Genomic DNA, 25137 nt, shown 5'->3' on the forward strand with positions numbered 1-25137 from the left:
ACGGCTCCATGCGTCTGTCGTACCCCCTCGGTGGGTCCCGCCGCCCACACTCCCGCCGGCTGGTCGCGGCGCTCGCGGCCACCGCGCTGGCCGCCGCCGCACTGACCGCCTGCTCCGCCGAGGACGGCCCGGAACGCGCCGTGGACGCCTTCCTGTCCGGTTGGGGCAAGGGCGACCTCCAGGCGGTCGGCTTCGTCGACCCCACCGGAAGGAAGATGCCCGCCGCCGACGTGACGCGGGAGATCCGGGAGCTCTCCGGAGAGCTGGCGGCCACCCCACCGGCGCTGCGCCGCACCGGGGACCCGAAGATCGACGCGAACATCGCGACCGCCGGCATCCGGGTGGACTGGACCCTGCCCCCGGCCGGAACCCGCTGGGGATACGACCGGCAGGTACGGCTCACCCGGGGCGGCGACGACCAGTGGCAGGTGATCTGGGAGCCGCAGGTGGTCCACGAGCAGCTCACCTCGGGTGACCGGCTCGCGGTGCGCCGGGACGTCGCGCCCCGGTCCGGGGTGCTCGACAGCGCGGGCACACCGGTCGTGACGCCCCGCCCGGTGGTCCGGGTCGGGCTGCAACCGAGCGAGGTCACCGACGTGAAGGCGGTGTCCCGGCAGCTCGACGCCGCGTTCCGGGCGATCCGGCCGGCGCTCACCCCGCCGGTCGACCTCGCCGACCTGCCCAAGCGCCTCGCCGAGGCCGACCCGGGCGCGTTCGTCGAGGTGGTGACGCTTCGCGACGAGGCGTACCGGCAGATCCGCTCGCGGGTCTACGACCTGCCCGGCACCAAGTTCCGGTCCGAGAAGCTCGACCTCGCCCCCACCCGCGAGTTCGCCCGGGCGCTGCTCGGCTCGGTAGACCAGGCCCAGGCCGACGACCTGGCCGCCCACCCCGACCGGTACCGGCAGGGCGACCTGGTCGGCCACGGCGGACTCCAGGGCCGGTACGACGAGCGGCTGCGCGGCGTGCCCGGGCTCACCGTGATCAGCGAGCGGCCGGGGCCGGACGGCACCGTCGTGCCGACCGGCACGGCGCTGTTCCGCCAGGAGCCGAAGGCCGGGCAGGCGGTGAAAACCACCCTCGACGTGGCCACCCAGAACGCCGCCGACGCCGCGCTGCGCGGCGAGAAGCGCCGAGCCGCCCTGGTCGCGGTGCGGATCAGCGACGGCGCGGTGCTGGCCGCCGCGAACGGACCGGGGGCCGCCGGGGAGAACCTGGCCTTCACCGCCCAGGTGCCGCCCGGCTCGACGTTCAAGATGGTCAGCACCCTCGGCCTGCTGGACCGGGGCGCGGTCACGCTGGAGGGCCCGGTCGCCTGCCCGAAGACGTTCACCGTGGACGGCCGCTCGTTCAAGAACTCCGACAACTTCGCCCTCGGCTCGGTGCCGTTCCGCACCGACTTCGCGAAGTCCTGCAACACCGCCTTCGCCGCGCTCGCCCCGAAGCTGGGCGCGGACGGCCTCGCCCAGGCCGGGCGGGCGCTCGGCCTGGAGGCCGAGTGGGACCTGGGCGTCGACGCGTTCACCGGCAAGGTCTCCGCGAACGGCTCCCCGGCCGAACAGGCCGCCGCCTCGTTCGGGCAGGGCACCACCGTGGTCAGCCCGCTGGCCATGGCCGCCGCCACCGCCGCCGTCGCCCGGGGCCGCTGGGAGCAGCCGAAACTGATCCTCGACCCGGCCCCGGCCAAGGCCGCGCCCGCCGGGCCGGAGCTGAAGCCGGAGTCGGTGCAGCCACTGCGGACGATGATGCGCGAGGTGGTCACCGCCGGCACCGCCAGCGCGCTGAAGGACGTCCCCGGCGGCCCGGTGCACGGCAAGACCGGCACCGCCGAGTACGACGACAACCCCGCGCACACCCACGCCTGGTTCGTCGGCTGGCAGGGCGACGTGGCGTTCGCGGTCTTCGTGGAGCGGGGCGGGTCCAGCACGGCCAGCGCGGTGCCGGTCAGCGAGCGCTTCCTGCGCGCCCTCGCCGCCTCCTGACGGCGCGCTTCACCTCGGACCCCGGGCCCAGGACGCGCCTTGGAGCCGGGGATCCCGCCAAGCCTCGGGTCGGCACTTCCCGCTGACCGGCCGAGGCCGGTGGCGCTGCCTGCATTGATCCGCGCCGCCCGGCGCCAGGGGTGCTGTGCGCCTAATGGAGCTGGAGCGGCAGGGTCATTGCGTTGTCGCGGGTGCGGTCCCTGGTCGGCCCGGGGACCGTGGCCCGGGGCGGAGCTGTGGGCGCGGCGGTCGATGCCGTGGGGCGGCGCCTTTGGAGCTGAGTCGTCCACGTCATCACCGCCGGTCGGGCCACCGCCGTCGCGTTACCCACCGCCCCGTCGGGTCGTCGCTTGCGGTCGCCGAGCGCGGCGGGCGTGGCTGATGTCGTATCCGACTGAGCTCCATAGGCGCCGGGAGGCATACCTGTCGTGGAGCGGCGCCCACGGCAGGAACACGAGAGGCCGGCAGAACCGTCACGCTCCGTGAGCGTTGCACAGGGGGCAGCAGAGCAAAGGGGGCCGCTGCGGTGTTGCCCGCCGGTCGGGCGAGGACGTGAGCGTCGGCGTTCCCGCCCCGCCCCCGCCCCGCCCCCGCCCCGCCCCCTGGGTGGGACTTCACGATCGTCTGCTGATTTTGGAGAACTCGCCCGGCGTGTCGTCTCACAAATCAGCAAACGATCACGCCACGACAGGCTGCCGTGCACCCCCAACCTCCTGATCGACTGCTGCGGTCCGCCGTGCAGCCGGGACCGAACGATCTGTTCATCGTCGGAGACGCCCACCAACGGATCTACGACAACCGCGTGACCCTCAGCGGACTCGGGATCGAGGTACGAGGCCGGGCACACCGGCTGACCGTCAGCTATCGGACGACGGCGGAGATCCTCCGGTTCTCCACCCAGATTCTCGCCAACGAGTCATACGACGACTTCGACGGCGGGCTCGAAACCATCGCCGGCTACCACTCGCCGCTGCGCGGCCCTCGCCCAGACCTGGATGGCTTCGACGATCGGGAGGCGGAACTGGGCGAACTGGTCACCGCAGTACGACTGTGGATCGACTCGGGGGTGCGACCGGAGGAGATCGGCGTGCTTTCCCGAACAAAGCGGCAGACCGAGGAGGCCGTCACGGCGCTGACTACGGCCGGCCTGGCCACGGTCAGGCTGAAGGGCACCGGCCGCGCCCGGACTGAGGCGGCCCAGATGATGACGATGCACCGTGCCAAGGGGCTGGAATTCCGGTGCGTGGCCGTCCAGGGGGCGAGCGCCGACATGCTCCCCCTGGCCGCTGCCGTCACGTCCGCCCGGGCCGATGCCGCTCGTCACCAGCAGGACCAGATGCGGGAACGCTCACTTCTCTTCGTTGCCTGTACCCGAGCGCGGGACGCGCTGCGAATCTCCTGGACGGGCCAACCAAGCCCACTCCTCAGACCGGACGGGGCACAGCTAGCCCGACACTCACCGGCTCGGAGTCCTGAACAAGGACATCAAGCGATGCTGGTGACTGAGGGTGGCGACCCCTCGGTCACTGGTGGTGGCACTCCGGACTCACCCGAGTCATCCGCCTCGGGCTGAGGCCTGCGGCGCAGCAGGCCCGGCCCCACCGACGCGGGTGGCCCGACCAGCTCCACTTCGATGGCTGGATCCGATGACGGTGCCGGTGCCGCGTCATCGGAGGATTCCTGCGCGTCGTCGGGGGTCGAGATTCCGATCACCGGGGCAGGCCCAACAGGTCGGACTCGCTGCGACGGCGCCGGGAGCAGCCGGGGCGACACCGCGTTCGGGGCGGTGACCGGGGCCAGCCCGGCCACCACCGTGTTGACGATCTCGGCGGCGTACGCCCCGTCCTGGTCGTAGTCGGGGTCGAAGACGGTCAGCTCGACGCCGAGGCAGTGCGGGGTGTCCACCAACCCGGCGAGCAGGATCTCCAGCTCGGCGAAGGCGATCCCGCCCGGGTCCGGGGCGTCCACCGCCGACATCACCGCCGGGTCGAGCACGTCCACGTCGACGTGCACCCAGTACCCGGCGCAGTCGGCCAGCTCCTCGTGCGCCCACTGGGCGGTGCGGGCCGCGCCCTCGGCGCGCAGGGTCGGCACCGGCCGGGTGGTGATCCCGGCGGCCTGGAGGTCGAGGCGGTACTCGTCCTGCGCCCGGATGCCGAGCACCACCACGTCGATGTCCCGGAAGTACGGCCGGCGCCCCTCGATCGCCGCCAGGTCGGCCTGCCCGCGCCCGGTGACCAGGGCCAGGTCCTCCCCCGCCGCGGCCCCGACGTAGGAGGCGTTGCCGGGGTGCCGGAAGTCGGAGTGGCCGTCGACGAAGACGAGCCCGATCCGGCCGCCGACCGCCTCGCCGAGCCGGTGCATGGCCAGCGCCGAGCCGAGCAGGATCGAGCAGTCCCCACCGAGCACGAGCGGGAACTCCCCCCGGTCGATGATCGAGCCGATCCGGTCGGCCAGCGCGGCCGAGTACGCGGCGATCTCCGGGGCGTGGCAGACGCCGTCGCCGGGACGCCAGTCACCCGGGTCGTACCGGGGCGGGGTGAGGCAGCCGGCGTCGCGGGCCCGCAGCCGGGCCAGCAGGCCCTGGTCGCGCAGCGCGCCGGGGGCCTTGCCGCAGCCGGGGACGGCGGTGGGGGTGGGCGGGCGCAGCCCGAGGTTGGATGGCGCGTCGAGGACGGCGATCCGGCGCATATGGGCTCCCGTCCTCGTGGGTCGGGCGGGCCGGCGAACGCCGGCCCGCGCTGGCGTGCGGCGAAACTCAGAACAAAGCGCTGGCCAGGGCCCGGCGGGCGGAGGCGACGGCGGGGTCCTCCGGCCCGGCGACGGTGAACAGGCCGACCAGGTGCTGGCGTACCTTCTCCCGGTCTTCGCCCGCGGTGCGGCGGACCAGGCCGACCAGGCGCTGGTAGGCCTGCTCCGCCATGCCGCTGAGCACCTCGACGTCGGCGGCGAGGAGCTGGGCCTCGACGTCGTCGGGGTCGGCCTGGGCGGCGGCGAGCGCCGCGCCCGGGTCCGCCCCGGCGACCCGGCGGGCCAGCCCGACCTGGGCCAGGCCGGCCTCGGCCGCGGCGTCCGCCGGCGACTCGGCGAGGATCTTCAGGTACGCCTGCTCGGCGGCGTCCAGGTCGCCGCCCATCAGGGCGTCGTCGGCCTCGTCGAGGCGCGGGTCCTCCTGCTCGGCAACGGCGACCCCGCCGGCCTTGAGCACCGCGTCGATCCACTGGCGCAGCTGGGCCTCGGGGACCACTCCGGAGAACGCGTCGACCGGCCGCCCGCCGACGACCGCGTAGACGGTGGGGATCCCCTGGACCTGGAACATCTGGGCGATGCGCGGATTGTCCTGGACGTCGACCCGGGCCAGCACCCACGCGCCGCCGCCCTCGACCGCCAACTGCTCCAGCACCGGCGCGAACTGGTCGCTCTCCGGGTAACCGGCCGCGCCGAAGAAAACCACGACGGGCAGGGCCACGGAACGTTCGAGCACCTCGGACTGGAGGGTGGCCTCGGTCACATCGATCACGGCGGCCCCGCCGCCGTTGACGACGCCACCCGGCAGCCCGGAGGGCGCGGTGGCCTGGGCCGGTGTGCTGGAACGGGTGGGGGCCGGTGCGGTGCCGCGCAGTGCGCTGAGGTCGACCGCGCCGCGGGTGAAGATCGACGAGGTGATCCGTGGGTCGCTCATGGTTACCTAGTCTCGCACGGCCGCCGCCCAACTCCGATCAACCGCGACGGCGACAAATGTGACTCTCGCGGCTGGTCACCGGCGGTGTCGCCGCACCCCGTCCGGGGGGTGCGGCGACACCCGGTCAGAAGCGTGCCGGTTCGCGGTAGACGCCCCATTCGGCGCGCAGCGCGTCGCAGATCTCGCCGAGGGTGGCCTCGGCGCGGACGGCGTCGAGCATCGCCGGAATCATGTTCTCCCCGGTGCGGCTCACCTCGACCATCCGGGTCACCGCGGCGGAGACCGCCGCGTCGTCCCGGGCGGTCTTGCGCTCGGCCAGCATCCGGCGCTGCTCCAACTCCACCTCGTGCGAGATGCGCAGGATCTCCAGGTCCTTGGCGATCGTGCCGGTGTGGCAGTTGACCCCCACGATCCGCTTGTCGCCCTTCTCCAACGCCTGCTGGTGGACGAAGGCCGACTCGGCGATGTGGCCGGTGAACCAGCCGTCCTCGATGCCCCGCAGGATGCCGGAGGTCATCGGGCCGATCTGGTGCGGCCCCTCGCCGCCGAGCTGCCGGATCCGGGCGAAGATCTCCTCCGCCTCGGCCTCGATCCGGTCGGTGAGCGCCTCGACGTACCAGGAGCCGCCGAGCGGGTCGGCCACGTTGGTCACCCCGGTCTCCTCCATCAGCACCTGCTGGGTACGCAGGGCGATCTCGGCGGACTCGTCGGTCGGCAGGGCCAGGGTCTCGTCGAGGGCATTGGTGTGCAGCGAGTTCGTCCCGCCGAGCACCGCGGCGAGCGCCTCCACGGCGGTGCGGACGACGTTGTTGACCGGCTGCTGGGCGGTCAGCGACACCCCGGCGGTCTGCGTGTGGAACCGCAGCCACAGCGCCTTCTCGCTGGTCGCGCCGTACACGTCGCGCAGCCAGCGGGCCCAGATCCGGCGGGCGGCGCGGAACTTGGCGATCTCCTCGAAGAAGTCGACGTGCGAGTCGAAGAAGAAGCTCAGCCCGGGGGCGAAGACGTTGACGTCCAGCCCGCGCGACAGCCCCAGCTCGACGTAGCCGAACCCGTCGGCGAGGGTGTACGCCAGCTCCTGCGCGGCGGTCGAGCCGGCCTCGCGGATGTGGTACCCGGAGACCGACAGCGGCTTGTACCGGGGGATCTCGCGGGCGCAGTACTCCATCAGGTCGCCGATCAGGCGCAGGTGCGGCTCCGGGTCGAACAGCCACTCCTTCTGCGCGATGTACTCCTTGAAGATGTCCGTCTGCAGCGTGCCGTCCAGGCTGGACAGGTCGGCGCCCTGCCGCTCGGCGGCCACCAGGTACATGCAGAACACCGGCACCGCCGGGCCGGAGATGGTCATCGAGGTGGTGACGCCGGCCAGGTCGATGCCGCCGAAGAGCGCCTCCATGTCGGCGGCCGAGTCGATCGCCACCCCGCAGTGCCCGACCTCGCCGAGCGCCTGCGGGTCGTCGGAGTCGCGGCCCATCAGCGTCGGCATGTCGAACGCGACGGACAGGCCGCCGCCGCCCGCGCCGAGGATCATCTTGTAGCGCTCGTTGGTCTGCCGGGCGTTGCCGAAGCCGGCGAACTGCCGGATCGTCCAGGTGCGCCCCCGGTAGCCGGTCGGGTGCAACCCCCGGGTGTACGGGAACTCGCCCGGCCAGCCGATCCGCTCGAAGCCCGGGTACGCGGCACCCTCCGGCGGGCCGTAGACCGGGTCGACGGTCATCCCGGAGAGCGTGGTGAAGTCGGCGTCCCGCTTGCGTGCGGCGTCGTAGCGGGCCTGCCAGCGTGCCCGTCCGGCAGCGATCTCGTCGGCGTCCATGCGCGGGGCTCCTCCTCGGGTCCTCGTCAGAAGACCGAGTGTAGAACCCGTGCCTGAACGATCGCTAAGGAAGTTGGTACCGGCCGGTAACCCGGATCAGGCCGGAGGGCCGCCCGGCTCGCCCAGGGCCACGTCGTCGACCCGGATGTTGATCTCATCGACCCGCAACCCGTACGCCTCGACCGCCTGGGTGACCGCCGCCCGCACCCCTTCGGTCACCTGCGGCACCGGCCGGCCGGCGTCGATCACGATGACCAGGTTGACCACCGCCGCGCCGTTCGTGACGTGCGCCGAGCAGCCGCGCCGGGCGTCGCCCACCTGGTCCAGCCCGACCTTGTCGAGCACCGCGTTGAAGAACCGGGCCACGTCGCCGCCCAGCTCCGACACCCCGGGAACCGACCGCGCGGCGGCCACCGCGATCTTCTCCACCACCTCGTCGGAGACCTGGGTGGTGCCACCCGCCACCGAGTCCGGCGTCACCGACAGCTCCTGCGTCGCCTCGTCGCCCATGCTCTCCCCCAGTACGCTCGCACCGCCCCACGGTGCCGTGGAGCGGTGCGAGCGTACTAGTTCGTGGGGATCCGCAGTGGACTTCTCAGGAGCGGAGCTGGGCCAACAGCTCTTCGGCCGCGGCATACGGGTCGAGAGCCCCCTCGGCCACCCTCGCGGCGAGCGTCGACAGCTCCGTACCGTCGCGTAGCGAGCCGATCCGGGCGCGCAGCACGCCCAGCGCGATCGCCTCGATCTCGGCGGCGGCCCGCGTCTCCCGACGGCGGCGCAGCTCGTCGTGGCGCTCCAGCCAGTCGCGGTGCTTGTCGATCGCGGCGGCGATGTCGTCGATGCCCTCGCCGCGCGAGGCGATCGACCGGACCACCTGCGGCCGCCACTCGCCGGGCCCCCGCTCGCCCAGGGCGATCATGCCCTGGATGTCGCGGACGGTGGCGTCGACCCCGTCCCGGTCCGCCTTGTTGACCACGAAGACGTCGGCGATCTCCAGGATGCCGGCCTTGACCGCCTGGATGGCGTCGCCCATGCCGGGGGCGAGCAGCACCAGCGTGGTGTCGGCCAGCGAGGCGACCTCCACCTCGGCCTGCCCGACGCCGACGGTCTCCACCAGCACCACGTCGCAGCCGGCGCCCTCCAGCACCCGGACCGCCTGCGGGGTCGCCGCCGACAGCCCACCGAGGTGACCCCGGCTGGACATCGACCGGATGTAGACGCCCGGGTCGGTGGCGTGGTCCTGCATCCGCACCCGGTCGCCGAGGATCGCCCCGCCGGTGAACGGGCTGGACGGGTCGATGGCCAGCACGCCGACCCGGTGCCCGCGCGCCCGTAGTGCGCGGACCAGCTCGTTGGTGGTGGTCGACTTGCCCACCCCGGGGGACCCGGTCAGCCCGACCACCTGAGCCTGACCGGCGTACGGGGCGAGAGCCGCCGCCACCTGGGGCAGCGCCTCGTCGCCGGACTCCACGAGGGTGATCAGCCGGGCCACCGCGCGGGGGTCACCGGCGCGGGCCCGCTCCACCAGCATCGGCACGTCCCGGCTGCGGCGCACCGACGGCACGCCGGCGGCCTGGGCCTGCCCGACCGCTCCGCTCACTGGGCCTCGCCAGGGGCAGGGACGTGGACGATCAGCGCGTCGCCCTGGCCGCCGCCGCCGCACAGCGCAGCCGCGCCGGTGCCGCCGCCACGCCGCTTCAGCTCCAGCGCGAGGCTGAGCACCAGCCGGGCGCCGGACATGCCGATCGGGTGGCCGAGCGCGATGGCGCCGCCGTTGACGTTCACCTTGTCCGGGCTGATTCCCAGGTCACGGGTGGACTGGACGCCGACGGCGGCGAACGCCTCGTTGATCTCGACGAGGTCGAGGTCCTCGATTCCCAGGCCGCCCTTCTTCAGGGCGTGGTTGATCGCGTTGGACGGCTGCGAGTGCAGCGAGTTGTCCGGGCCGGCGACGTTGCCGTGCGCGCCGATCTCGGCCAGCCAGGTCAGCCCGAGCTCCTTGGCCTTGGCCTTGCTCATCACCACCACGGCGGCGGCGCCGTCGGAGATCGGCGAGGAGCTGCCGGCGGTGATCGTGCCGTCCTTGGCGAACGCGGGACGCAGCTTGGCCAGCGACTCGACGGTGGTGTCCGGCCGGATCCCCTCGTCCTCGCCGATCACCAGCGGGTCGCCCTTGCGCTGCGGGATGATCACCGGGGTGATCTCCTCGGCGAAGTGGCCGTTCTTCTGCGCGGCGGCGGCCCGCTGGTGGCTGGCCGCGGCGAACGCGTCCTGCTCCTCGCGGGTGATGCCGTGCTTCGCGCCGTGCCGCTCGGTGGACTCGCCCATCGAGCAGCAGTCCCAGGCGTCGGTGAGCCCGTCGAGCGCCATGTGGTCCTTGATCGTCACGTCGCCGTACTTGTAGCCGGCGCGCTGGCCGAGCATCAGGTGCGGGGCGTTGGTCATCGACTCCATGCCGCCGGCCACCACGATGTCGAACTCGCCGGCCCGGATGAGCTGGTCGGCCAGGGCGATCGCGTCCAGGCCGGAGAGGCAGACCTTGTTGATGGTCAGCGCCGGCACGGACATCGGGACGCCCGCCTCGACGGCTGCCTGCCGGGCCGGGATCTGGCCCGTGCCGGCCTGGAGCACCTGACCCATGATGACGTACTGCACCTGCTCGGGGGCCACCCCGGCTCGCTCCAGCGCGGCCTTGATCGCGACGCCGCCGAGCTTCGTCGCCGGGAGGTCCTTGAGGTTGCCGAGCAGGCGACCCATCGGGGTCCGCGCGCCGCTGACGATCACCGAAGCCACTGCTTGCCTCCGAGGGGGATCCGAGCTGTATACCTTAACGATTGTTTGGTTACCCGGGTGTTCGGTCAGACTAGCGCCATGGCTGAGAACTCCCCCGCCGAGCCCGCTGCCGACTTTGTCACAGACATCGGCCTGCGCCGCATCGACCACGTCGGGATCGCCGTCGCCGACCTGGACGCCGCGATCGACTTCTACCAGCGGACCTTCGGGATGCGCTGTGTGCACACCGAGACCAACACCGAGCAGGGCGTCCGCGAGGCGATGCTGGCCGTCGGCCCGAGCGCCGAGGGCGGCTGCGTGCAACTGCTCGCCCCGCTGACCCCGGAGTCGACCATCGCGAAGTTCCTCGACCGCAACGGCCCGGGGGTGCAGCAGGTGGCGTACACCGTGGCCGACGTCGACGCGGCGTGCGCGGCGCTGCGGGAACGCGGGTTGCGGCTGCTCTTCGAGACCCCCCGCCGGGGCACCGCCAACTCCCGGATCAACTTCGTCCACCCCAAGGACGCCGGGGGCGTCCTCGTCGAGCTGGTCGAGCCCGCCGAGCACTGAGAGCAGGGGGTCCCCTAATCGCCGGTCGTCAGCTCGGGCAGGGACCCCTGTTCACACCCCGCCAATCCCTGCGGCACCCGAGCCCGCACTACGCTCGCCGAGCGCGCCGAGCGCGCCGATGCGCGGTTGAGTAGCCGTCCGGGCAGCTTCACGCATCGGCCGATGTAGTTTTTCACAGAGCCTTCCCGCTCTAGCTACCGTTCAGTAACGTCCCGCCCCAAGCAGGAGCGCGGCCGGTGCCGAATGTGTCGGTTGCCGACATGGTGGTCGGTGCGCACCGGCGCCGACCATGGCAGCACCCGGGCCGAGGCGACGGCCACCAAGCGGATCCGCCGGGCCCCGACGTGGGTGCGGACGAACGGGAGGTCACCGTGCAGGACATCCTCGAAGCGATCATGGCGGTGGAGGGCTCCGACGAGTCCGGGCGGCAGCTCGCCGGCCTCGCCGGCCTTCCCGTGCCGAAGAGCTACCGGGGCGTGGTGGTGCGCGCCGACGAGGCCGGGATGTTCGAGGGGCTGGCCACCCGGGACAAGGACCCGCGCAAGTCCCTGCACGTCCAGGAGGTGCCGACCCCCGAGCTGGCGCCCGGGGAGGCGCTGGTCGCGGTGATGGCCAGCGCGATCAACTACAACACCGTCTGGACCAGCATCTTCGAGCCGCTGCCCACCTTCAAGTTCCTCCAGCGGTACGCCCGGATCTCCGCGCTGACCGCCCGGCACGACCTGCCGTACCACGTGGTGGGGTCGGACGCGGCGGGCGTGGTGCTGCGCACCGGGCCCGGGGTGACGAAGTGGAAGGCCGGCGACGAGGTGGTGGCGCACTGCCTGTCGGTGGAGCTGGAGGACGCCGCCGGGCACGACGACACCATGCTCGACCCGCAGCAGCGGATCTGGGGCTTCGAGACCAACTTCGGCGGCCTGGCCGAGCTGGCCGTGGTCAAGGCCAACCAGCTAATGCCCAAGCCCCGCCACCTGACCTGGGAGGAGGCGGCCAGCCCCGGGCTGGTCAACTCCACCGCGTACCGGCAGCTCGTCTCGCACCACGGGGCGAACATGAAGCAGGGCGACGTTGTGCTGATCTGGGGCGCCTCCGGCGGCCTCGGCGGGTACGCCACCCAGCTGGCGCTCAACGGTGGCGCGATCCCGATCTGTGTGGTGTCCTCCCCGGACAAGGCCGAGCTGTGCCGGCGGATGGGCGCCGAACTGGTGATCGACCGGGCCGCGGAGGGGTTCCGGTTCTGGTCCGACGAGCACACCCAGGACCCGGAGGAGTGGCGGCGCCTCGGCGAACGGATCCGGGAGCTGACCGGCGGCGAGGACCCGGACATCGTCTTCGAGCACCCGGGCCGGGAGACCTTCGGCGCGAGCGTCTACGTCGCCAAGCGCGGCGGCACCGTCGTCACCTGCGCCTCGACCAGCGGCTACCAGCACCAGTACGACAACCGCTACCTCTGGATGCACCTGAAGCGGATCGTCGGCAGCCACTTCGCCAACTACCACGAGGCCTGGCAGGCCAACCGGCTCGTGGCGCTCGGCCAGATCCATCCGACGGTGTCGAGGACGTACCCGCTGGAGCAGACCGGCCGGGCCGCGTACGAGGTGCACCGCAACCAGCACCAGGGCAAGGTGGGGGTGCGCTGCCTCGCCCCGACCGACGGCCTCGGCGTGCGGGACCCGGAGCTGCGCTCCCGGCACGAGGACGCGATCAACCGGTTCCGCGGTCGCTGAGCCGTCCGGACGCGCCACGGCACCCGGGCCGTCCGGGGGATGCCCGGCCGGACATTACGGTGATCGCGCATTGCCTTTCGACAGGGGTCATCGACCTACTATTCGCGTGATAACGCCACGAGTCGACAAAGGGCCGCGGAGCGCTCGCGCGGCACTTTGCCCGCCCGGGCGAGCGGCCGCCGGAGGGCCACCCGACCCGGCCGGGAGCTGCCAAGATCGCCGGTCGGCGTGAGCCGGGTGACAGCGGCCAGTTGACCATGTAAAGAGGACACGAAAGCCGCGCACCGCTCTTGCGAAACACCCCGGGGCGTCTGCGAGTATGTCCCAATGCCCCAGCAGCAGTCCTCCCCTCTTGCGTTCTTCGATAACGCGAACTCGCAGCCAGATTTCACCGTTGGCCTGCGCGGATACAACGTTGGCCAGGTCGATGACTTCATCGGTCGACTCACCGCCGCGCTGACCCAGTCCGAGCAGGCCCGCGCCGAGGCTGAGCAGCGGATGAACGACGCCCAGCGTCGGCTCCGCCAGGCCGAGCAGCGCCAGAGCGCGCTGGAGCAGAAGCTCGCCGAGACCAACAAGCAGCTCGAGGAGAACAGCCGGCCGACCCTCTCCGGCCTGGGCACCCGCGTCGAGCAGATCCTGCGGCTGGCCGAGGAGCAGGCCAACGACCACCGCAACGAGGCCAAGCGCGAGTCCGAGGGGATCCTCTCCGCAGCCCGCCTGGAGGCCCGCGAGATCACCGACAAGGCTCGCGCCGAGGCCGCCGCGATGAAGGCCACCGCCGAGCGCGAGGCCGGCAGCGCCCGCACCGCCGCCGAGCGGGAGGCCGCCGAGGTCCGCGTGCAGGCCCGCCGGGAGGCTGACACCCTGCGCGCCGACGCCGAGCGGGAGACCAAGCAGCTGCGCACCGTCACCGCGCACGAGGTCGCCGAGCTGAAGTCGACCGTCGAGCGCGAGGTCGCCACCCTGCGCGCCACCGCCGAGCGGGAGATCACCCAGCAGCGGGCGAAGGCCGCGCGGGAGGCCGAGGAGAAGCGCGCCGAGGCGACCAAGCTGCTCACCGACGCCCGCGACAAGCGCGACAAGGACCTGCAGGCCCTGGAGCTCCAGCTCGCCGAGCGGCGCGAGAAGTCCGAGCGCGAGGAGTCCGAGCGGCACGCCGCCCAGGTCACGCAGACCCAGAAGCTGGTCGGCGAGGCCGAGCAGCGGGCCCGGGCCGCCCAGGAGCGGGCCAAGGAGATCGAGCAGCGCGCCGAGGCCCGCCGGGTCGAGTCCGAGCGCACCGCCAACGAGACGGTCGAGAAGGCCAAGTCGCTCTCGGAGAAGACCCTCAACGAGGCCAAGTCCGAGGCGAAGCGGCTGCTCACCGAGGCCCGCACCGAGGCCGACCTGACCACCCAGGCCGCCCGCCGCGAGGTCGATGACCTCACCCGCCAGAAGGACGCCGTCACCTCGCAGCTCGGGCAGATGCTCTCCGGCCTCGCCGGCATCGTGCCGGGCATTCCGCCGGCGTCGGCGCCGGCCAAGCCGGAGGCCGCCAAGGCGGACACCAAGGACGAGCGGGTGACTGCGGAGCCCGCCGGCTGACCCACCGTACGGCCGGGGCATGACACGGCGCGGGGTGACACCGGGTAACCGGTTCAACCCCGCGCCGTATGCATTTCCCAACCCTTGACACCGCTGTCGGTGGCGTTAGTGAAGTACCTCCCATCCGGGCCGCCCGTATCGCCCCAGCCGAGCCTGATGCGTGTGAGGATGGGGGCATGTCGCACGGCGAGGAACTGTTTGCTCTCGGCGGGGATGTGACTACGGAGCCCAGCTTCGAGTCCGCCCTGCGGGGGTACGAAAAACGACAGGTGGACCGGTACGTCGCTCGTGCGGAGCACGAGATCGCGACCCTGGCGGCCGAGCGGGAACAGGCGTACACACAGATCCACAAGCTGGCCGGGCAGGTCGAGGTGCTGCAACGCGACCTCGCCCAGGTCCGTAAGCAGGTGGGGGTGGTGGACCGGGCCTCGTTCCGGCATCTCGGCCCCCGGGTCGAGCAGATCCTCACCCTCGCCGAGGAACAGGCCGACGACATCCTGGTCGCCGCGAACGAGGAGATCGAGGCCCGGCGGGCCGCCGCCGAACACATCGTCTCCGAGGCCAAGGAGCAGGCCTCCCAGGCGCTCAAGGACTTCGAGATCGCCCTCGCCGCCCGGCGGGCCGAGGAGGAGCGGCACAGCGCCAGCCGCCGCGCCGAGGCCGACGCCACGCTCAGGGCCGCCAGGGAAGAGTCCACCCGGCTCGGCAGGGCCGCCCAGGAGGCCCTCGCGAAGGCCCAGCAGGAGGCCACCCAGCTCCGCGACGCCGCCAAGGAGATCCACACCCGGGCCCAGCAGGAGGCGACCAAGCTCCGCGAGGCGGCCAAGGAGGCCCTGGCCAAGGCCCAGCAGGAGGTCACCCAGCTCAGGGACGCCGCCAAGGAGGTGCACGCCAAGGCCCAGCAGGAGGCCAAGCGGCTCACCGATTCCGCCACCGAGGCCGGCCGGGCCACCCACGCGAAGGCGATGCAGGAGGCCAAGCGGATCACCGACGACGCCGAAGCGGCGGCGAAGGGCAACCGCGACCGGGCCCGGCAGGAGGCCGAGCGGCTCACCGCACAGGCCACCGAGGCCACCCGGCGCCAGCGCGCGGAGACCGAGGCGTACGTGCAGCGGATGCGCACGGAGACCGAGGCGTACGTGCAGCAGTCGCGCGCCCAGACCCAGCAGGAGCTGGGCGCCTGGCGGGCCGGGGTGGAGAAGGAGGTCAACGACCGGCGGGAGGTCGCTGACCGCGAGTTGGCCGGGCGCAAGGCGAGCGTCGAGCGGGAGTACGCCAAGCGCCGTGACGAGATGGACAAGCAGCACGCCACCCGGCAGGGCGAGCTGGACGAGCAGCACACCACCCGGCAGACCGAGCTGGAACAGCAGTACTCCGCCCAGCGCGCGGAGATCGAGGGCGGCGCCGCCGAGATCCGGCGTGCCGCCGAGCAGGACGCCCTGACGATGCGCCAGCAGGCCGAGGAGGAGGCCGCCGCCCTGCTGGGCCGGGCCGAGGCCGACTCGACCGACAAGCGCCGCAAGGCCGACGAGCACGTGGCCGCCTCCCGCCGCCAGTTCGAGGAGTACGCGGCCACCACCCAGCAGCACCTGGCCACCACCCAGCAGCACCTCGCGGCCACCCAGCAGGAGGTGGCCTCGGGCCGCCAGCAGCTGGCCCAGGTGATGCTGGAGATCGCCCAGGCCCAGCAGCAGCTCGCCGACCTGCGGCAGGAGACCTGGCAGTCCCGGCAGGAATCCGACGAGCTCCAGCGACAGATGCTCGACCTGCGCCACCAGTTGGCCGACGCGCGGCTGTCGGGCGACGGCACCGGCCCGGTCCTGGTCACGCCGAGCCTGGACGGCGCGGGACCGGTCAGGACCGGCGACGGCAAAGTGCCGGCGGCGGCCCACAACGGCACCGCCCCGGCGATGGCTGCCGACGGCCCAGCTCCGGTCGCCCAGGCCACGCCCGGCCCCGTCCCCGCCGACGGTGGGGCCGTCAAGGCGACCGCCGATGCGGGGGCGGCGAAGGCCGCACCGGCCGACGGCGCCGGGCCGACCAAGGCCCGGCCGGTGGCCGAGCCGGTCACCACCGTGGACGGCGGGGCGGCCAGCGCGGGGGTCGACGGCGAGCCGACGGTGGCTGCGGTGCCCGGCGAGGGCGGCCGGAAGCCCACCCCCACGAAGATCACCAGCACCGGCGAGAACGGCAAGCGGCCGACCAAGCCGACCACCGACGAACGCAGCGCCAAGCCGAGCAAGGTGACCGTCGAGGCCGAGTGAGTCGCCGGCGGGGCCGGCTGAGCGGGCCCACCGGCTGGCCCCTGGCGACCGGACCGGGTGACCGAGCCGGGCAACCGGGGTCGCGAGGCCGGATGACCTAGCTGGGTGACCGGGGTGCCCGGCCTGGGTGACCAGGGTCGCAAGGCCGGGTGACCGGGGTGGCCCCGGGGATCGTCGGGCACTACCCTCCCGGGCAGGAGCCCGCGCCCCCGGCGACGCCCGCGGGCCCGGGAGAGGGTCTCCGGTCGGGGCACCGGAGCGCGCGGAGGAGGCCCGGTGACGCAGGACGCGCCGATAGGCGGTAACCCACCGGACGACGAGACGACCGCAGCGGCCCCGGCCGACGGCGGCCCGCCACGCAACCCCCCGGCCGACGGTCGGGGCGGCCGGGAGACGGCGGGCGACACCCCGACCACCGGAGGACCCGGCCGGCAGAAGGCGGGCGGCACCCTCACCGACGGCGTCGACGCGAGCGACTTCGAGGCGCCCGGCGAGGTCGCCACCGGCTCCGGCCGGTTCGGGCCGCCGGGACGGCCGTTGCGCCGCAACAGCTTCCTGTTCGGCTTCACCGCTGCGCTCGGCGTGCTGCTGGCGTACGCCGTCTTCCTCGGTGTGCGCAACTCGGCCGGCATCCTCGTGCTGGTGGTCATCGCGCTGTTCCTGGCCGTGGGGCTCAACCCGGCGGTGGTCCGGCTGCGCTCGTGGGGCCTGCCGAACGGCGTGGCGGTGGCGACGGTGGCGCTGACCGTGCTGCTGCTGATCGTCGGCGGCCTGGTGGCGCTGGTGCCGCCCGTGGTCACCCAGTCCGGTCAGTTCGTCGAGCAGCTCCCCAGCTACGTGGAGGAGCTGCGCCGCAACGAGGCCGTGAACGACTTCGTCGTGCGGTTCGACGTGATGGAGAAGGTCCAGGCGGCGGCGAACGCGAACACCATCGGCCGGGCGCTGGGCGGGGTGCTCGGCGGCGCACAGCTGATCTTCGGCACCCTCTTCCGGGCGCTCACCGTGCTGGTGCTGACGATCTACTTCCTCGCCTGGTTCGACCGGCTGCGCGACCTCGGGTACTCGTTGGTGCCCCGCTCGCGTCGCCGTCGGGTGCAGCTGATCGGCGACGAGATCCTCGCCAAGGTGGGCGCGTACATGGTCGGCGCGCTGAGCATCGCCGTGCTGGCCGGCGTGACCACCTTCGTGTTCGCGCTGATCGTCGGGCTGGCGTACCCGTTCGCGCTGGCGGTGGTGATCGCGGTGACCGACCTGATCCCGCAGATCGGCGCGACGCTGGGTGCGGTGGTGGTGAGCCTGGTCGGCTTCGCCACCAGCCTGCCGGTCGGGATCGCCTGCGTCGTGTTCTTCGTGGTGTACCAGCAGGTGGAGAACTACCTGATCTACCCGAAGATCATGCGCCGATCGGTGGAGGTCAACGAGGTCGGCGCCCTGCTCGGTGCGCTGCTCGGGGTGTCCCTGCTGGGCGTGGTCGGCGCGCTGGTCGCGATCCCGGTGGTGGCCGCCCTCCAGTTGATCCTGCGCGAGGTGGTCCTCCCCCGCCAGGACGCTCGCTGACGGACGCCCCGAACACCGGCGCCCCGAGCCGACGGGCCGCCCGGCTCGGGGGCGGCGGGGTCAGTCCGCGCGCGGGCCGGGGACCGGGGTGTCGGCGAAGGACGCGACCGTCCGATCGGCGTACGCGCTGACGTCGCCGGTCTCCATCGGGCCGTCCCAGGTGCGCGGCAGGGGCAGCGGGGCGGCCGGGTTGACCCGGCGGACGACCTCGTCGAGCACGGTCTCGGCGTCGCCGACCCACAGGTGCTTCGCGCCGGGCACCCCGACCAGCTCGGCCTGCGGCACCGCCGCGAAGCGCTCGCGGGCCTCGTCGGGGCGCAGGTAGTCGTCGAACTCGGGCACCAGGGCGGTCAGCGGCTTGCCGCTCTCTGCCCAGTGGGTGAGGTCGCCGGGCGCGGAGAAGCGCAGCGGCGGGGAGAGCAGGATCGCCCCGGCCACCGCCGGGTCGCAGCCGTACTTCAGCGCCAGGTCGGTGCCGAACGACCAGCCGACCAGCCAGATGTTCGGCAGCTCGGCGAACTCGGCGTACTCGATGGCGGCGGCCACGTCGAAGCGCTCGCCGACCGCGTTGTCGAACGCGCCCTCGCTGGTGCCGCGCAGGCTGCTGGTCCCCCGGGTGTTGAACCGGAGCACGGCCAGGTCGGCCAGCGCCGGCAGCCGCCAAGCCGCCTTGCGGAACACGTGGCTGTCCATCATCCCGCCGTGGGTGGGCAGCGGGTGCAGGCAGACCAGCGTGCCGACCGGCTCCCGGTCCACCGGCCGGGCCAGCTCGCCGACGAGCCGCAGACCGTCCGCGGTGTGCAGCTCGATGTCCTCGCGGTGCCCGGGCAGGATCGACGACGCGCGGATCGGTGTGCTCACCGTCCCAGTCTCCCGCGCCGCCGCCGTCGACGCCCGGCGGGGCGGAAACGGAGTGATCCAGATCGCTCAGCCGTACCGGGGGGCGCCCCGGCCGCGCTGGATTCCCGGGCCGCGCCGGTCCCGCGCCCGCCAGCAGCCGCTGTGCCAGTGCCGGCGGTCGGTCAGGTCGCCCCGGTCGTCCGCCGGCCAGGCCACCAGGTGCGCCACCCCCGGGCGGATCTCCTGGTCGCAGCCCGGACAGCGGTACGTCTTGGCGGACGCCCCGCCGCTGATTCCGCGCACCTGCCAGTCGCCGTCGCGCCACTGCTGCACGGTGGGCACGCCGTGTCGGGCCTGGTCGGCGTTCAGTTGGACGTGCTCGTCCCGGCGGGGGCGGTTGCGACGGGGGCTCACAGTCACCAAGCGTACGGTCAGTTCCAGGCCTCGGGCCTGGTGAGGTCGTCGGCGAGCCGGGCCCCGGCGAGGCCCCTCGGCGTACGCCGGGGTGACGCCCGCCCGGCGTTCACCCGCTCAGCGGCGGGTGTGGTCGCGGAACCCGCGCCCGGTCTTGCGGCCCAGGTAGCCGGCGGTGACCAGGTGCTCCAGCAGCGGGGCCGGGGCGAAGCCGGGCTCGCGCAGTTCCAGGTACAGCTCGCGCTGGATGGCCAGCGAGACGTCGAGGCCGACAACGTCGAGCAGCTCGAACGGGCCCATCGGGTAGCCGCAGCCGAGCTTCATCGCGTGGTCGATGTCGTCGGCACTGGAGTAGCTGGCCTCCAGCATCCGCACCGCGTCGTTCAGGTACGGGAAGAGCAGCGCGTTGACGACGAAGCCGGACCGGTCGGCGCAGACCACGCCGGTCTTGCCCAGCGCCGCGCAGACCGCGCGGGCCGTGACGGTGGTCTCCTCGGAGGTGCGGATGGTCCGCACGATCTCCACCAGCGGCATGACCGGCGCCGGGTTGAAGAAGTGCAGCCCCACCACGTCGGCCGGCCGGTGGGTGGCCATCGCGACGTCGATCACCGGCAGCGAGGAGGTGGTCGTGGCGAGCACGACGCCCGGCTTGCAGATCTCGTCGAGGCTGGCGAACAGGGCCTTCTTGACGCTCAACTCCTCGACCACGGCCTCGACGACGAGGTCGACGTCGGCGAGGTGGTCCAGGGTCGCCGACCAGGCGACCCGGCCGAGGGCGGCGTCCCGGTCGTGTTCGCTGAGCTTGCCCCGCACCACGCCCTTGTTCAGCGAGGTCTTGACCGCCTCGCAGACCTTCGCGGACTTCTCCGCGCCCCGGGTCACCGAGACGACCTCGTAGCCGGCCTTCGCGAAGACCTCGATGATCCCGGTGGCCATCGTCCCGGAACCGACCACCCCGACCTTCGCGATGGCCCGCGCGCCGTCGGCCAGCGCCGGCCCCGTCGCCGCCGGGGTCCGCTCGTCCGGTACGACCTTCGGGGAGCCCGGCCGCTCGTAGGTGTAGAAGCCCCGGCCGGACTTGCGGCCGAGCAGCCCCGCGGTGACCATCTGCTTGAGCAGCGGCACCGGCGCGTGCCGGCGGTCCCGCCCGCCCCGCCGGTACATGGTGTCCAGGATCTCGTACGCGGTGTCGAGGCCGATCAGGTCCATCAGAGCGAGGGGGCCCATCGGCAGGCCGCAGCCGAGCTTCATGGCGGCGTCGATGTCCTCGCGGGTGGCGTAGTGCGACTCGTACATCGCCACGGCGTGGTTGAGGTAGCCGAACAGCAGCGCGTTGGCGATGAAGCCGGCCCGGTCGTTGATGGTGACGTCGACCTTGCCGAGCCGGGCGCAGAGGGCCTCCACGTCGGCGACCACCTCGGCGGAGGTGACCACCGTGCGGACCACCTCGACCAGCTTCATGACCGGGGCAGGGTTGAAGAAGTGGATGCCGATGACCTGGTTCGGCCGCCCGGTGGCGACCGAGATCTCGGTGACCGACAGCGAGGAGGTGTTGGTCGCCAGGATCGTCTCGGGCCGGCAGATCCGGTCCAGCTCGGCGAAGAGCCGCTGCTTCAGGTCGAGGTGCTCGGGGACCGCCTCGATCACCAGGTCCACCGAGTGCAGCGCGTCCAGGCCGACCTGGAAGTCCACCCGGGAGAGCAGGGCGTCCCGATCTGCCTCGGCGAGCTTGCCCCGGGCGACCGCCCGGTCGGTCGATCCGGTGAGGTTGGCCCGGCCGCGTTCCAGGGCCCCGTCGGAGATCTCGACCGCGACCACGTCGATGCCGTTGCGCGCGAAGACCTCGACGATCCCCGCGCCCATGGTGCCCAGCCCCACGACACCCACGCTGGTGAACTCGCGCGCCACGACCCGCCTCCCAATGCTCCACGCGACCGCTGAACGGTCACTAGGGTTATGCGCGCGAGTCTGCCACGTGACGTTCGGTTGTCGAGTCACGGTGGGGTATTTCACGAGCGTGGACACCGTCTGCGCCTAGGACGGGAGCGGCGCGGCCGGCGGTCACGGATGTGAGCTGGCGGCCGGCTCGGCGGGCGGCGCGGCCGGCGGTCTGGGCGGCCTCAGGTGCGGGCGGAGGGCGGGACGGCGAGCGGCAGCGGGAGGGTGGGGCGGCGGTCACGGCTCCGCAGAGCAGGGCTCAGCCGCAGCCCAACGGGGTCGGTCCGGGCCAGACCCGGGTCGAAGAAGCGCAGCTCGGTGCGGCCCAGCCGGATCACGTCCCCGTCGGAGAGCTGCTCCGGCCCGTCGATCCGCCGGTCGTTGAGCCAGGTGCCGTTGGTGGAGCCCAGGTCCACCAGCGTCACCCCGCCGACGGTCAACCGCACACTGGCGTGCTGACGGCTCAGGTGCGGGTCGTCGACGGCGATGTTCGCCGTCGACGCGCGGCCGATCACCTGCGGCTCCGAGCGGAGCCGGAAGCTCGCCCCACGCATCGGTCCGCCCGCCACGGTCAGCAGCGGCATCAGTTCCGGAAGATCCTCCATGGACGGTCAGCCTCCAGCTCCCGGTGTCCCGGCGTCAGCGTGCCATCACGCCGTAGCCGTCCCCACCACCGGCCGGTCACCTCCGCGACCCCGCCCGGTTATCTCCGGTTAGCCGGTTCGGCTCCCGCCAGAGCCGTCCGGCCCGTCCCTTCAGTCGGGTTTCCGCACCGCCGACGCCACCGGCCCCGGGACCGTCCGGGAGTGGCTTCCGGGCGGCGCGACGCCGGCCTCGCGGGCCACCGGCACCCGCCGCTCCGCACATGGCTCTCCGCGCCCGGCCCACCAGGCACCCGCCTCCCCGGCACCCGGCGCTCCGCACATGGCTCTCGGGCATCCGGCTCTCCAGGCCACCGAGACCTACCAGCGGGTAGCTTCCGGGTCTAGACTTCCGCCATGACGGCTGTGCGTGTCCCGGGTACCCCGGTCATCGAGGATGGTCGGCTGGTGTCGACCAGCCCCGCCACCGGCGCGGAGGTGGGACGGCTGCCGGTCGCGGCAGCGGCCGACGTCGCGGCGGCGGTGGACCGGGCCCGGGAGGCGGCGGCCTGGTGGGCCGGGCTCGGCTTCACCGGCCGCCGGGAGCGGCTGCTGCGCTGGCGCGGCATGCTGGCCCGGCGGATCGAGGAGCTGGCCGAGCTGGTGCACGCCGAGGGCGGCAAGCCCGTCCCCGACGCCATCGTCGAGGTGCTCACCGCGATCGAGCACATCGACTGGGCCGCCCGCAACGCCGGCCGGGTGCTCGGGCCGCGCCGGAAGCGCTCCCGGCTCATCCTCGCCGAGTTCTCCGCCCACCTGGAATACGTGCCGTACGGGGTGGTCGGGGTGATCGGCCCGTGGAACTACCCGGTCTTCACGCCGATCGGATCCACGGCGTACGCGCTCGCCGCCGGAAACGCCGTCGTCCTCAAGCCCAGCGAGTACACCCCGGCCGTCGGGCAGTGGCTGGCCGACGCCTTCGCCGAGGTGGTGCCGGAGCACCCGGTGTTCACCGTGGTGCACGGCCTCGGCGACGTCGGGGCGGCGCTGTGCCGCTCCGGGGTCGACAAGCTGGCCTTCACCGGCTCGACGGCCACCGCCAAGAAGGTGATGGCGGCCTGCGCCGAGTCGCTGACCCCGGTGCTGCTGGAGGCCGGCGGCAAGGACGCCATGATCGTCGACAGCGACGCCGACCTGGACGCCGCCGCCGAGGCGTGCGTCTGGGGCGCGCTCACCAACGCCGGCCAGACCTGCATCGGCATCGAGCGGGTGTACGCGGTGGAGCCCGTCTTCGACGCCTTCGTCGGCAAGGTGGTGGAGCGGGCCGGACGGCTGACCGTCGGCGCCGAGGGGGCTGACATCGGCCCGATCACCATGCCCGCCCAGCTCGACGTGATCCGCCGGCACATCGACGACGCGCTGGCCCGGGGCGGTCAGGCCGTGCTCGGCGGCGCGGACGCGGTGCGGCCGCCGTACGTGCACCCGACCGTGCTGGTACAGGTGCCGGAGGACTCCGTCGCCGTCCGCGAGGAGACCTTCGGCCCGACGCTGACCATCAACCGGGTCCGCGACGCTGAAGAGGCGCTCACCCGCGCCAACGCCCTCCCGTACGGCCTGGGTGGTTCGGTCTTCGGTCGGCGGCGGGCGGTCGCCATCGCGCGGCGGCTGCGCTCCGGGATGGCCGCGGTGAACTCCACCCTGACCTTCGCCGGGATGTCCACCCTGCCGTTCGGCGGGGTCGGCGACTCCGGCTTCGGCCGGATCCACGGCGAGGACGGGCTGCGCGAGTTCGGCCGGGCCAAGGCGGTCACCCGCCGCCGGGCCCGGTCGCTGCTGCCGGCGATGACCTTCGAACGCACCCCGGCCGACGTCGCCCGCCTGATCAAGGTCACCAAACTGGTGTACGGCCGCCGCCGCTGACCAGCCGCACCGTTGACCCGCCGCACCGCTACCAACCGCGTCCTGACCCGCCGCACCGTTGACCGAGCCGCGCCAGCCGCGCGCTCGGCGGGCCGGCGGGGCGGGCCGGTCAGAACAGGGTCAGCTCGTCGCGCTCGATGCCGCGCAGCTTGTCGTAGTTGACCACCACGCATCGGATACCCCGGTCCGTCGCCAGCACCCGGGCCTGCGGCTTGATCTCCTGGGCGACGAAGACGCCGCTGACCGGGGCGAGCAGCGGATCGCGGTTCATCAGTTCGAGATAGCGGGTGAGCTGCTCCACCCCGTCGATCTCGCCGCGCCGCTTCACCTCGACGGCGACCGCGCCCTGCGAGCCGTCCCGGCAGAGCAGGTCCACCGGCCCGATCGCCGTCATGTACTCCCGACGGACCAGGGTGAACCCCTCGCCCAAGGCGGTCGGATTGGCCGCGAGCAGCTCCTGCAGGTGCGCCTCGACGCCGTCCTTGCGTAGGCCCGGGTCGACGCCCAACTCGTACGAGGTGTCCTGGAAGATCTCCTCCAGGGTGATCCGCAACTCCTCGCCGGCCTTGTTCACCACCCGCCACACACCGGGGGCCTCCTCCAGCCGACAGGGCGGGCTCATCCAGTTCAACGGTTTGTACGCACGGTCGTCGGCGTGGATCGACACCGAACCGTCCGCCTTCACCATCAACAAGCGAGTGGCCAGCGGCAGGTGAGCCGAGAGCCGTCCGACGTAGTCCACCGAGCACTTCGCAATTACCAGCCGCACCCGACGAGGGTAGCGGAGACCCCGACCTCCGCCGTCGAGCGGCACTGGCGTGGCGGTGCCATGCTGAGACGGTGTTCGAAGTGCTCACGGGTACCGGGCTCGCCGCATCGGCGGGCCTGAACGCCTACATACCCCTGCTCACCATGGGATTGCTGGCCCGCTACACCGACCTGATCGACCTTCCCAGCGGCTGGCAGTGGCTCGGCAACGGCTGGGTCATGGTGATCCTCGCGGTGTTGCTCACCGTCGAGGTCGTCGCCGACAAGGTGCCGATCGTCGACCACGTCAACGACGTCGTCCAGACGGTGGTGCGGCCGACCGCCGGAGGGCTGGCCTTCGGTGCCGGCTCCAGCTCCGAGACGGTCACGGTCAGCGACCCCGGCCATTTCTTCTCGTCCAACCAATGGGTGCCGGTGGTGACCGGCGTGCTCATCGCCTTCGGCGTACACCTGCTCAAGTCCGCCGCCCGCCCGGTGATCAACGCGACCACCGCCGGTGTCGGCGCCCCGGTCGCGAGCACCGCCGAGGACGCCACCAGCGTCGTGATGTCCCTGGTCGCGATCATCCTGCCGGTGCTGGTGCTGGCCTTCCTGGTCGGCTTCGTCCTCTTCCTCTTCTGGTTCCTTCGCCGCCGCAAGGACCGCCGCCGCGAACGCCAGGCCGCCCGCGCCGCCGGCTTCCGCGTCTGACTACCCACCACCCTCCCTGGACCCTGTTCCCG

General features: G+C 72.9%; 20 protein-coding genes. 9 read left to right on the top strand and 11 right to left on the bottom strand.

All coding sequences use genetic code 11. The features are described from left to right. Nucleotides 1-8: 8 nt before the first annotated feature. Both OG617_RS08070 and OG617_RS08075 read left to right on the top strand, forming a co-directional pair. Nucleotides 9-1982 (top strand): penicillin-binding transpeptidase domain-containing protein, encoded by a 1974-nt coding sequence (locus tag OG617_RS08070; protein WP_405100091.1) that lies wholly within the window; start codon nucleotides 9-11, stop codon nucleotides 1980-1982. Between the two features lie 736 nt (nucleotides 1983-2718). Beyond that, nucleotides 2719-3555, top strand: coding sequence for a 3'-5' exonuclease (locus OG617_RS08075; protein ID WP_405100093.1), 837 nt, complete (start codon nucleotides 2719-2721; stop codon nucleotides 3553-3555). Here the strand turns inward: OG617_RS08075 and OG617_RS08080 are convergent. The 6 genes from OG617_RS08080 to OG617_RS08105 all read right to left on the bottom strand — a co-directional run bounded on the left by OG617_RS08080 (nucleotide 3468) and on the right by OG617_RS08105 (nucleotide 10270). Then, entirely contained in the window at nucleotides 3468-4673 is a 1206-nt protein-coding gene (locus OG617_RS08080) for an arginase family protein (RefSeq protein ID WP_405100095.1), read from the bottom strand. The two genes, OG617_RS08075 and OG617_RS08080, sit on opposite strands and share 88 nt — an antisense overlap. Before the next feature lie 67 nt (nucleotides 4674-4740). Further along, nucleotides 4741-5664, bottom strand: coding sequence for a tetratricopeptide repeat protein (locus OG617_RS08085; RefSeq protein ID WP_405100097.1), 924 nt, complete (start codon nucleotides 5662-5664; stop codon nucleotides 4741-4743). A 124-nt stretch (nucleotides 5665-5788) separates the two neighbouring features. Next, nucleotides 5789-7477 carry a methylmalonyl-CoA mutase gene (locus OG617_RS08090; protein ID WP_405100099.1) on the bottom strand — a complete coding sequence of 563 codons (1689 nt, stop codon included), beginning with the start codon at nucleotides 7475-7477 and terminating at the stop codon, nucleotides 5789-5791. Between the two features lie 96 nt (nucleotides 7478-7573). Then, nucleotides 7574-7987, bottom strand: a complete 414-nt coding sequence (locus OG617_RS08095; RefSeq protein ID WP_405100101.1) for an Asp23/Gls24 family envelope stress response protein — start codon at nucleotides 7985-7987, stop codon at nucleotides 7574-7576. Nucleotides 7988-8072: 85 nt separating this feature from the next. Beyond that, a complete protein-coding gene (gene meaB, locus OG617_RS08100) occupies nucleotides 8073-9008 on the bottom strand; it encodes a methylmalonyl Co-A mutase-associated GTPase MeaB (protein ID WP_405103547.1) in 936 nt (311 codons plus the stop codon). Nucleotides 9009-9073: 65 nt separating this feature from the next. Continuing rightward, complete coding sequence (locus OG617_RS08105; protein WP_405100103.1) at nucleotides 9074-10270, bottom strand: acetyl-CoA C-acetyltransferase; 1197 nt, start codon at nucleotides 10268-10270, stop codon at nucleotides 9074-9076. A 78-nt stretch (nucleotides 10271-10348) separates the two neighbouring features. Between OG617_RS08105 and mce the strand changes: the two genes are divergently transcribed. The 5 genes from mce (at nucleotide 10349) to OG617_RS08130 (ending at nucleotide 17954) form a co-directional block, all read left to right on the top strand. Further along, entirely contained in the window at nucleotides 10349-10819 is a 471-nt protein-coding gene (gene mce / locus OG617_RS08110; RefSeq protein WP_405100105.1) for a methylmalonyl-CoA epimerase, read from the top strand. A gap of 371 nt (nucleotides 10820-11190) precedes the next feature. After that, entirely contained in the window at nucleotides 11191-12546 is a 1356-nt protein-coding gene (gene ccrA / locus OG617_RS08115) for a crotonyl-CoA carboxylase/reductase (protein ID WP_405103549.1), read from the top strand. Between the two features lie 327 nt (nucleotides 12547-12873). Next, nucleotides 12874-14133 carry a cell division protein DivIVA gene (locus tag OG617_RS08120; protein WP_405100107.1) on the top strand — a complete coding sequence of 420 codons (1260 nt, stop codon included), beginning with the start codon at nucleotides 12874-12876 and terminating at the stop codon, nucleotides 14131-14133. 176 nt (nucleotides 14134-14309) lie between these two features. Next, nucleotides 14310-16397: a hypothetical protein gene (locus tag OG617_RS08125; protein WP_405100109.1), complete on the top strand. Its 2088-nt coding sequence runs from the start codon at nucleotides 14310-14312 to the stop codon at nucleotides 16395-16397. Between the two features lie 537 nt (nucleotides 16398-16934). Further along, complete coding sequence (locus OG617_RS08130; protein WP_405103551.1) at nucleotides 16935-17954, top strand: AI-2E family transporter; 1020 nt, start codon at nucleotides 16935-16937, stop codon at nucleotides 17952-17954. A 60-nt stretch (nucleotides 17955-18014) separates the two neighbouring features. Here OG617_RS08130 and OG617_RS08135 read toward each other — a convergent pair whose 3' ends face one another. From OG617_RS08135 to OG617_RS08150, 4 genes are all read right to left on the bottom strand, one after another. Beyond that, complete coding sequence (locus tag OG617_RS08135; protein ID WP_405100111.1) at nucleotides 18015-18815, bottom strand: alpha/beta hydrolase; 801 nt, start codon at nucleotides 18813-18815, stop codon at nucleotides 18015-18017. Nucleotides 18816-18881: 66 nt separating this feature from the next. Further along, a complete protein-coding gene (locus OG617_RS08140; RefSeq protein ID WP_405103553.1) occupies nucleotides 18882-19163 on the bottom strand; it encodes a hypothetical protein in 282 nt (93 codons plus the stop codon). Nucleotides 19164-19325: 162 nt separating this feature from the next. Further along, nucleotides 19326-21116, bottom strand: coding sequence for a 3-hydroxyacyl-CoA dehydrogenase family protein (locus tag OG617_RS08145; protein ID WP_396683235.1), 1791 nt, complete (start codon nucleotides 21114-21116; stop codon nucleotides 19326-19328). Nucleotides 21117-21328: 212 nt separating this feature from the next. Then, on the bottom strand, nucleotides 21329-21751 hold the full coding sequence (locus tag OG617_RS08150) for an FHA domain-containing protein (protein WP_405100113.1): 423 nt from the start codon (nucleotides 21749-21751) through the stop codon (nucleotides 21329-21331). Between the two features lie 393 nt (nucleotides 21752-22144). Here OG617_RS08150 and OG617_RS08155 point away from each other — a divergent pair, with 393 nt between their 5' ends. Continuing rightward, nucleotides 22145-23647, top strand: coding sequence for an aldehyde dehydrogenase family protein (locus OG617_RS08155; RefSeq protein WP_405100115.1), 1503 nt, complete (start codon nucleotides 22145-22147; stop codon nucleotides 23645-23647). Between the two features lie 109 nt (nucleotides 23648-23756). Here OG617_RS08155 and nucS read toward each other — a convergent pair whose 3' ends face one another. Then, on the bottom strand, nucleotides 23757-24416 hold the full coding sequence (gene nucS, locus OG617_RS08160) for an endonuclease NucS (RefSeq protein WP_396683241.1): 660 nt from the start codon (nucleotides 24414-24416) through the stop codon (nucleotides 23757-23759). 71 nt (nucleotides 24417-24487) lie between these two features. On the opposite strand from nucS, the gene OG617_RS08165 reads away from it, so the two are divergent. Further along, nucleotides 24488-25105 (top strand): DUF4126 domain-containing protein, encoded by a 618-nt coding sequence (locus tag OG617_RS08165; RefSeq protein WP_396683243.1) that lies wholly within the window; start codon nucleotides 24488-24490, stop codon nucleotides 25103-25105. Nucleotides 25106-25137 lie beyond the last annotated feature (32 nt).

Source organism: Micromonospora sp. NBC_01412 (assembly GCF_045040215.1).
GTDB classification, from domain to species: domain Bacteria; phylum Actinomycetota; class Actinomycetes; order Mycobacteriales; family Micromonosporaceae; genus Micromonospora; species Micromonospora rubida.

Coding starts and splice junctions, on each gene's coding strand:
- OG617_RS08125 (WP_405100109.1), top strand. CDS start 14,310: ATGTCGCACGGCGAGGAACTGTTTGCTCTCGGCGGGGATGTGACTACG.
- mce (WP_405100105.1), top strand. CDS start 10,349: ATGGCTGAGAACTCCCCCGCCGAGCCCGCTGCCGACTTTGTCACAGAC.
- OG617_RS08150 (WP_405100113.1), bottom strand. CDS start 21,751: ATGGAGGATCTTCCGGAACTGATGCCGCTGCTGACCGTGGCGGGCGGA.
- OG617_RS08085 (WP_405100097.1), bottom strand. CDS start 5,664: ATGAGCGACCCACGGATCACCTCGTCGATCTTCACCCGCGGCGCGGTC.
- OG617_RS08070 (WP_405100091.1), top strand. CDS start 9: ATGCGTCTGTCGTACCCCCTCGGTGGGTCCCGCCGCCCACACTCCCGC.
- OG617_RS08080 (WP_405100095.1), bottom strand. CDS start 4,673: ATGCGCCGGATCGCCGTCCTCGACGCGCCATCCAACCTCGGGCTGCGC.
- meaB (WP_405103547.1), bottom strand. CDS start 9,008: ATGCTGGTGGAGCGGGCCCGCGCCGGTGACCCCCGCGCGGTGGCCCGG.
- OG617_RS08090 (WP_405100099.1), bottom strand. CDS start 7,477: ATGGACGCCGACGAGATCGCTGCCGGACGGGCACGCTGGCAGGCCCGC.
- OG617_RS08095 (WP_405100101.1), bottom strand. CDS start 7,987: ATGGGCGACGAGGCGACGCAGGAGCTGTCGGTGACGCCGGACTCGGTG.
- OG617_RS08155 (WP_405100115.1), top strand. CDS start 22,145: ATGACGGCTGTGCGTGTCCCGGGTACCCCGGTCATCGAGGATGGTCGG.
- OG617_RS08120 (WP_405100107.1), top strand. CDS start 12,874: ATGCCCCAGCAGCAGTCCTCCCCTCTTGCGTTCTTCGATAACGCGAAC.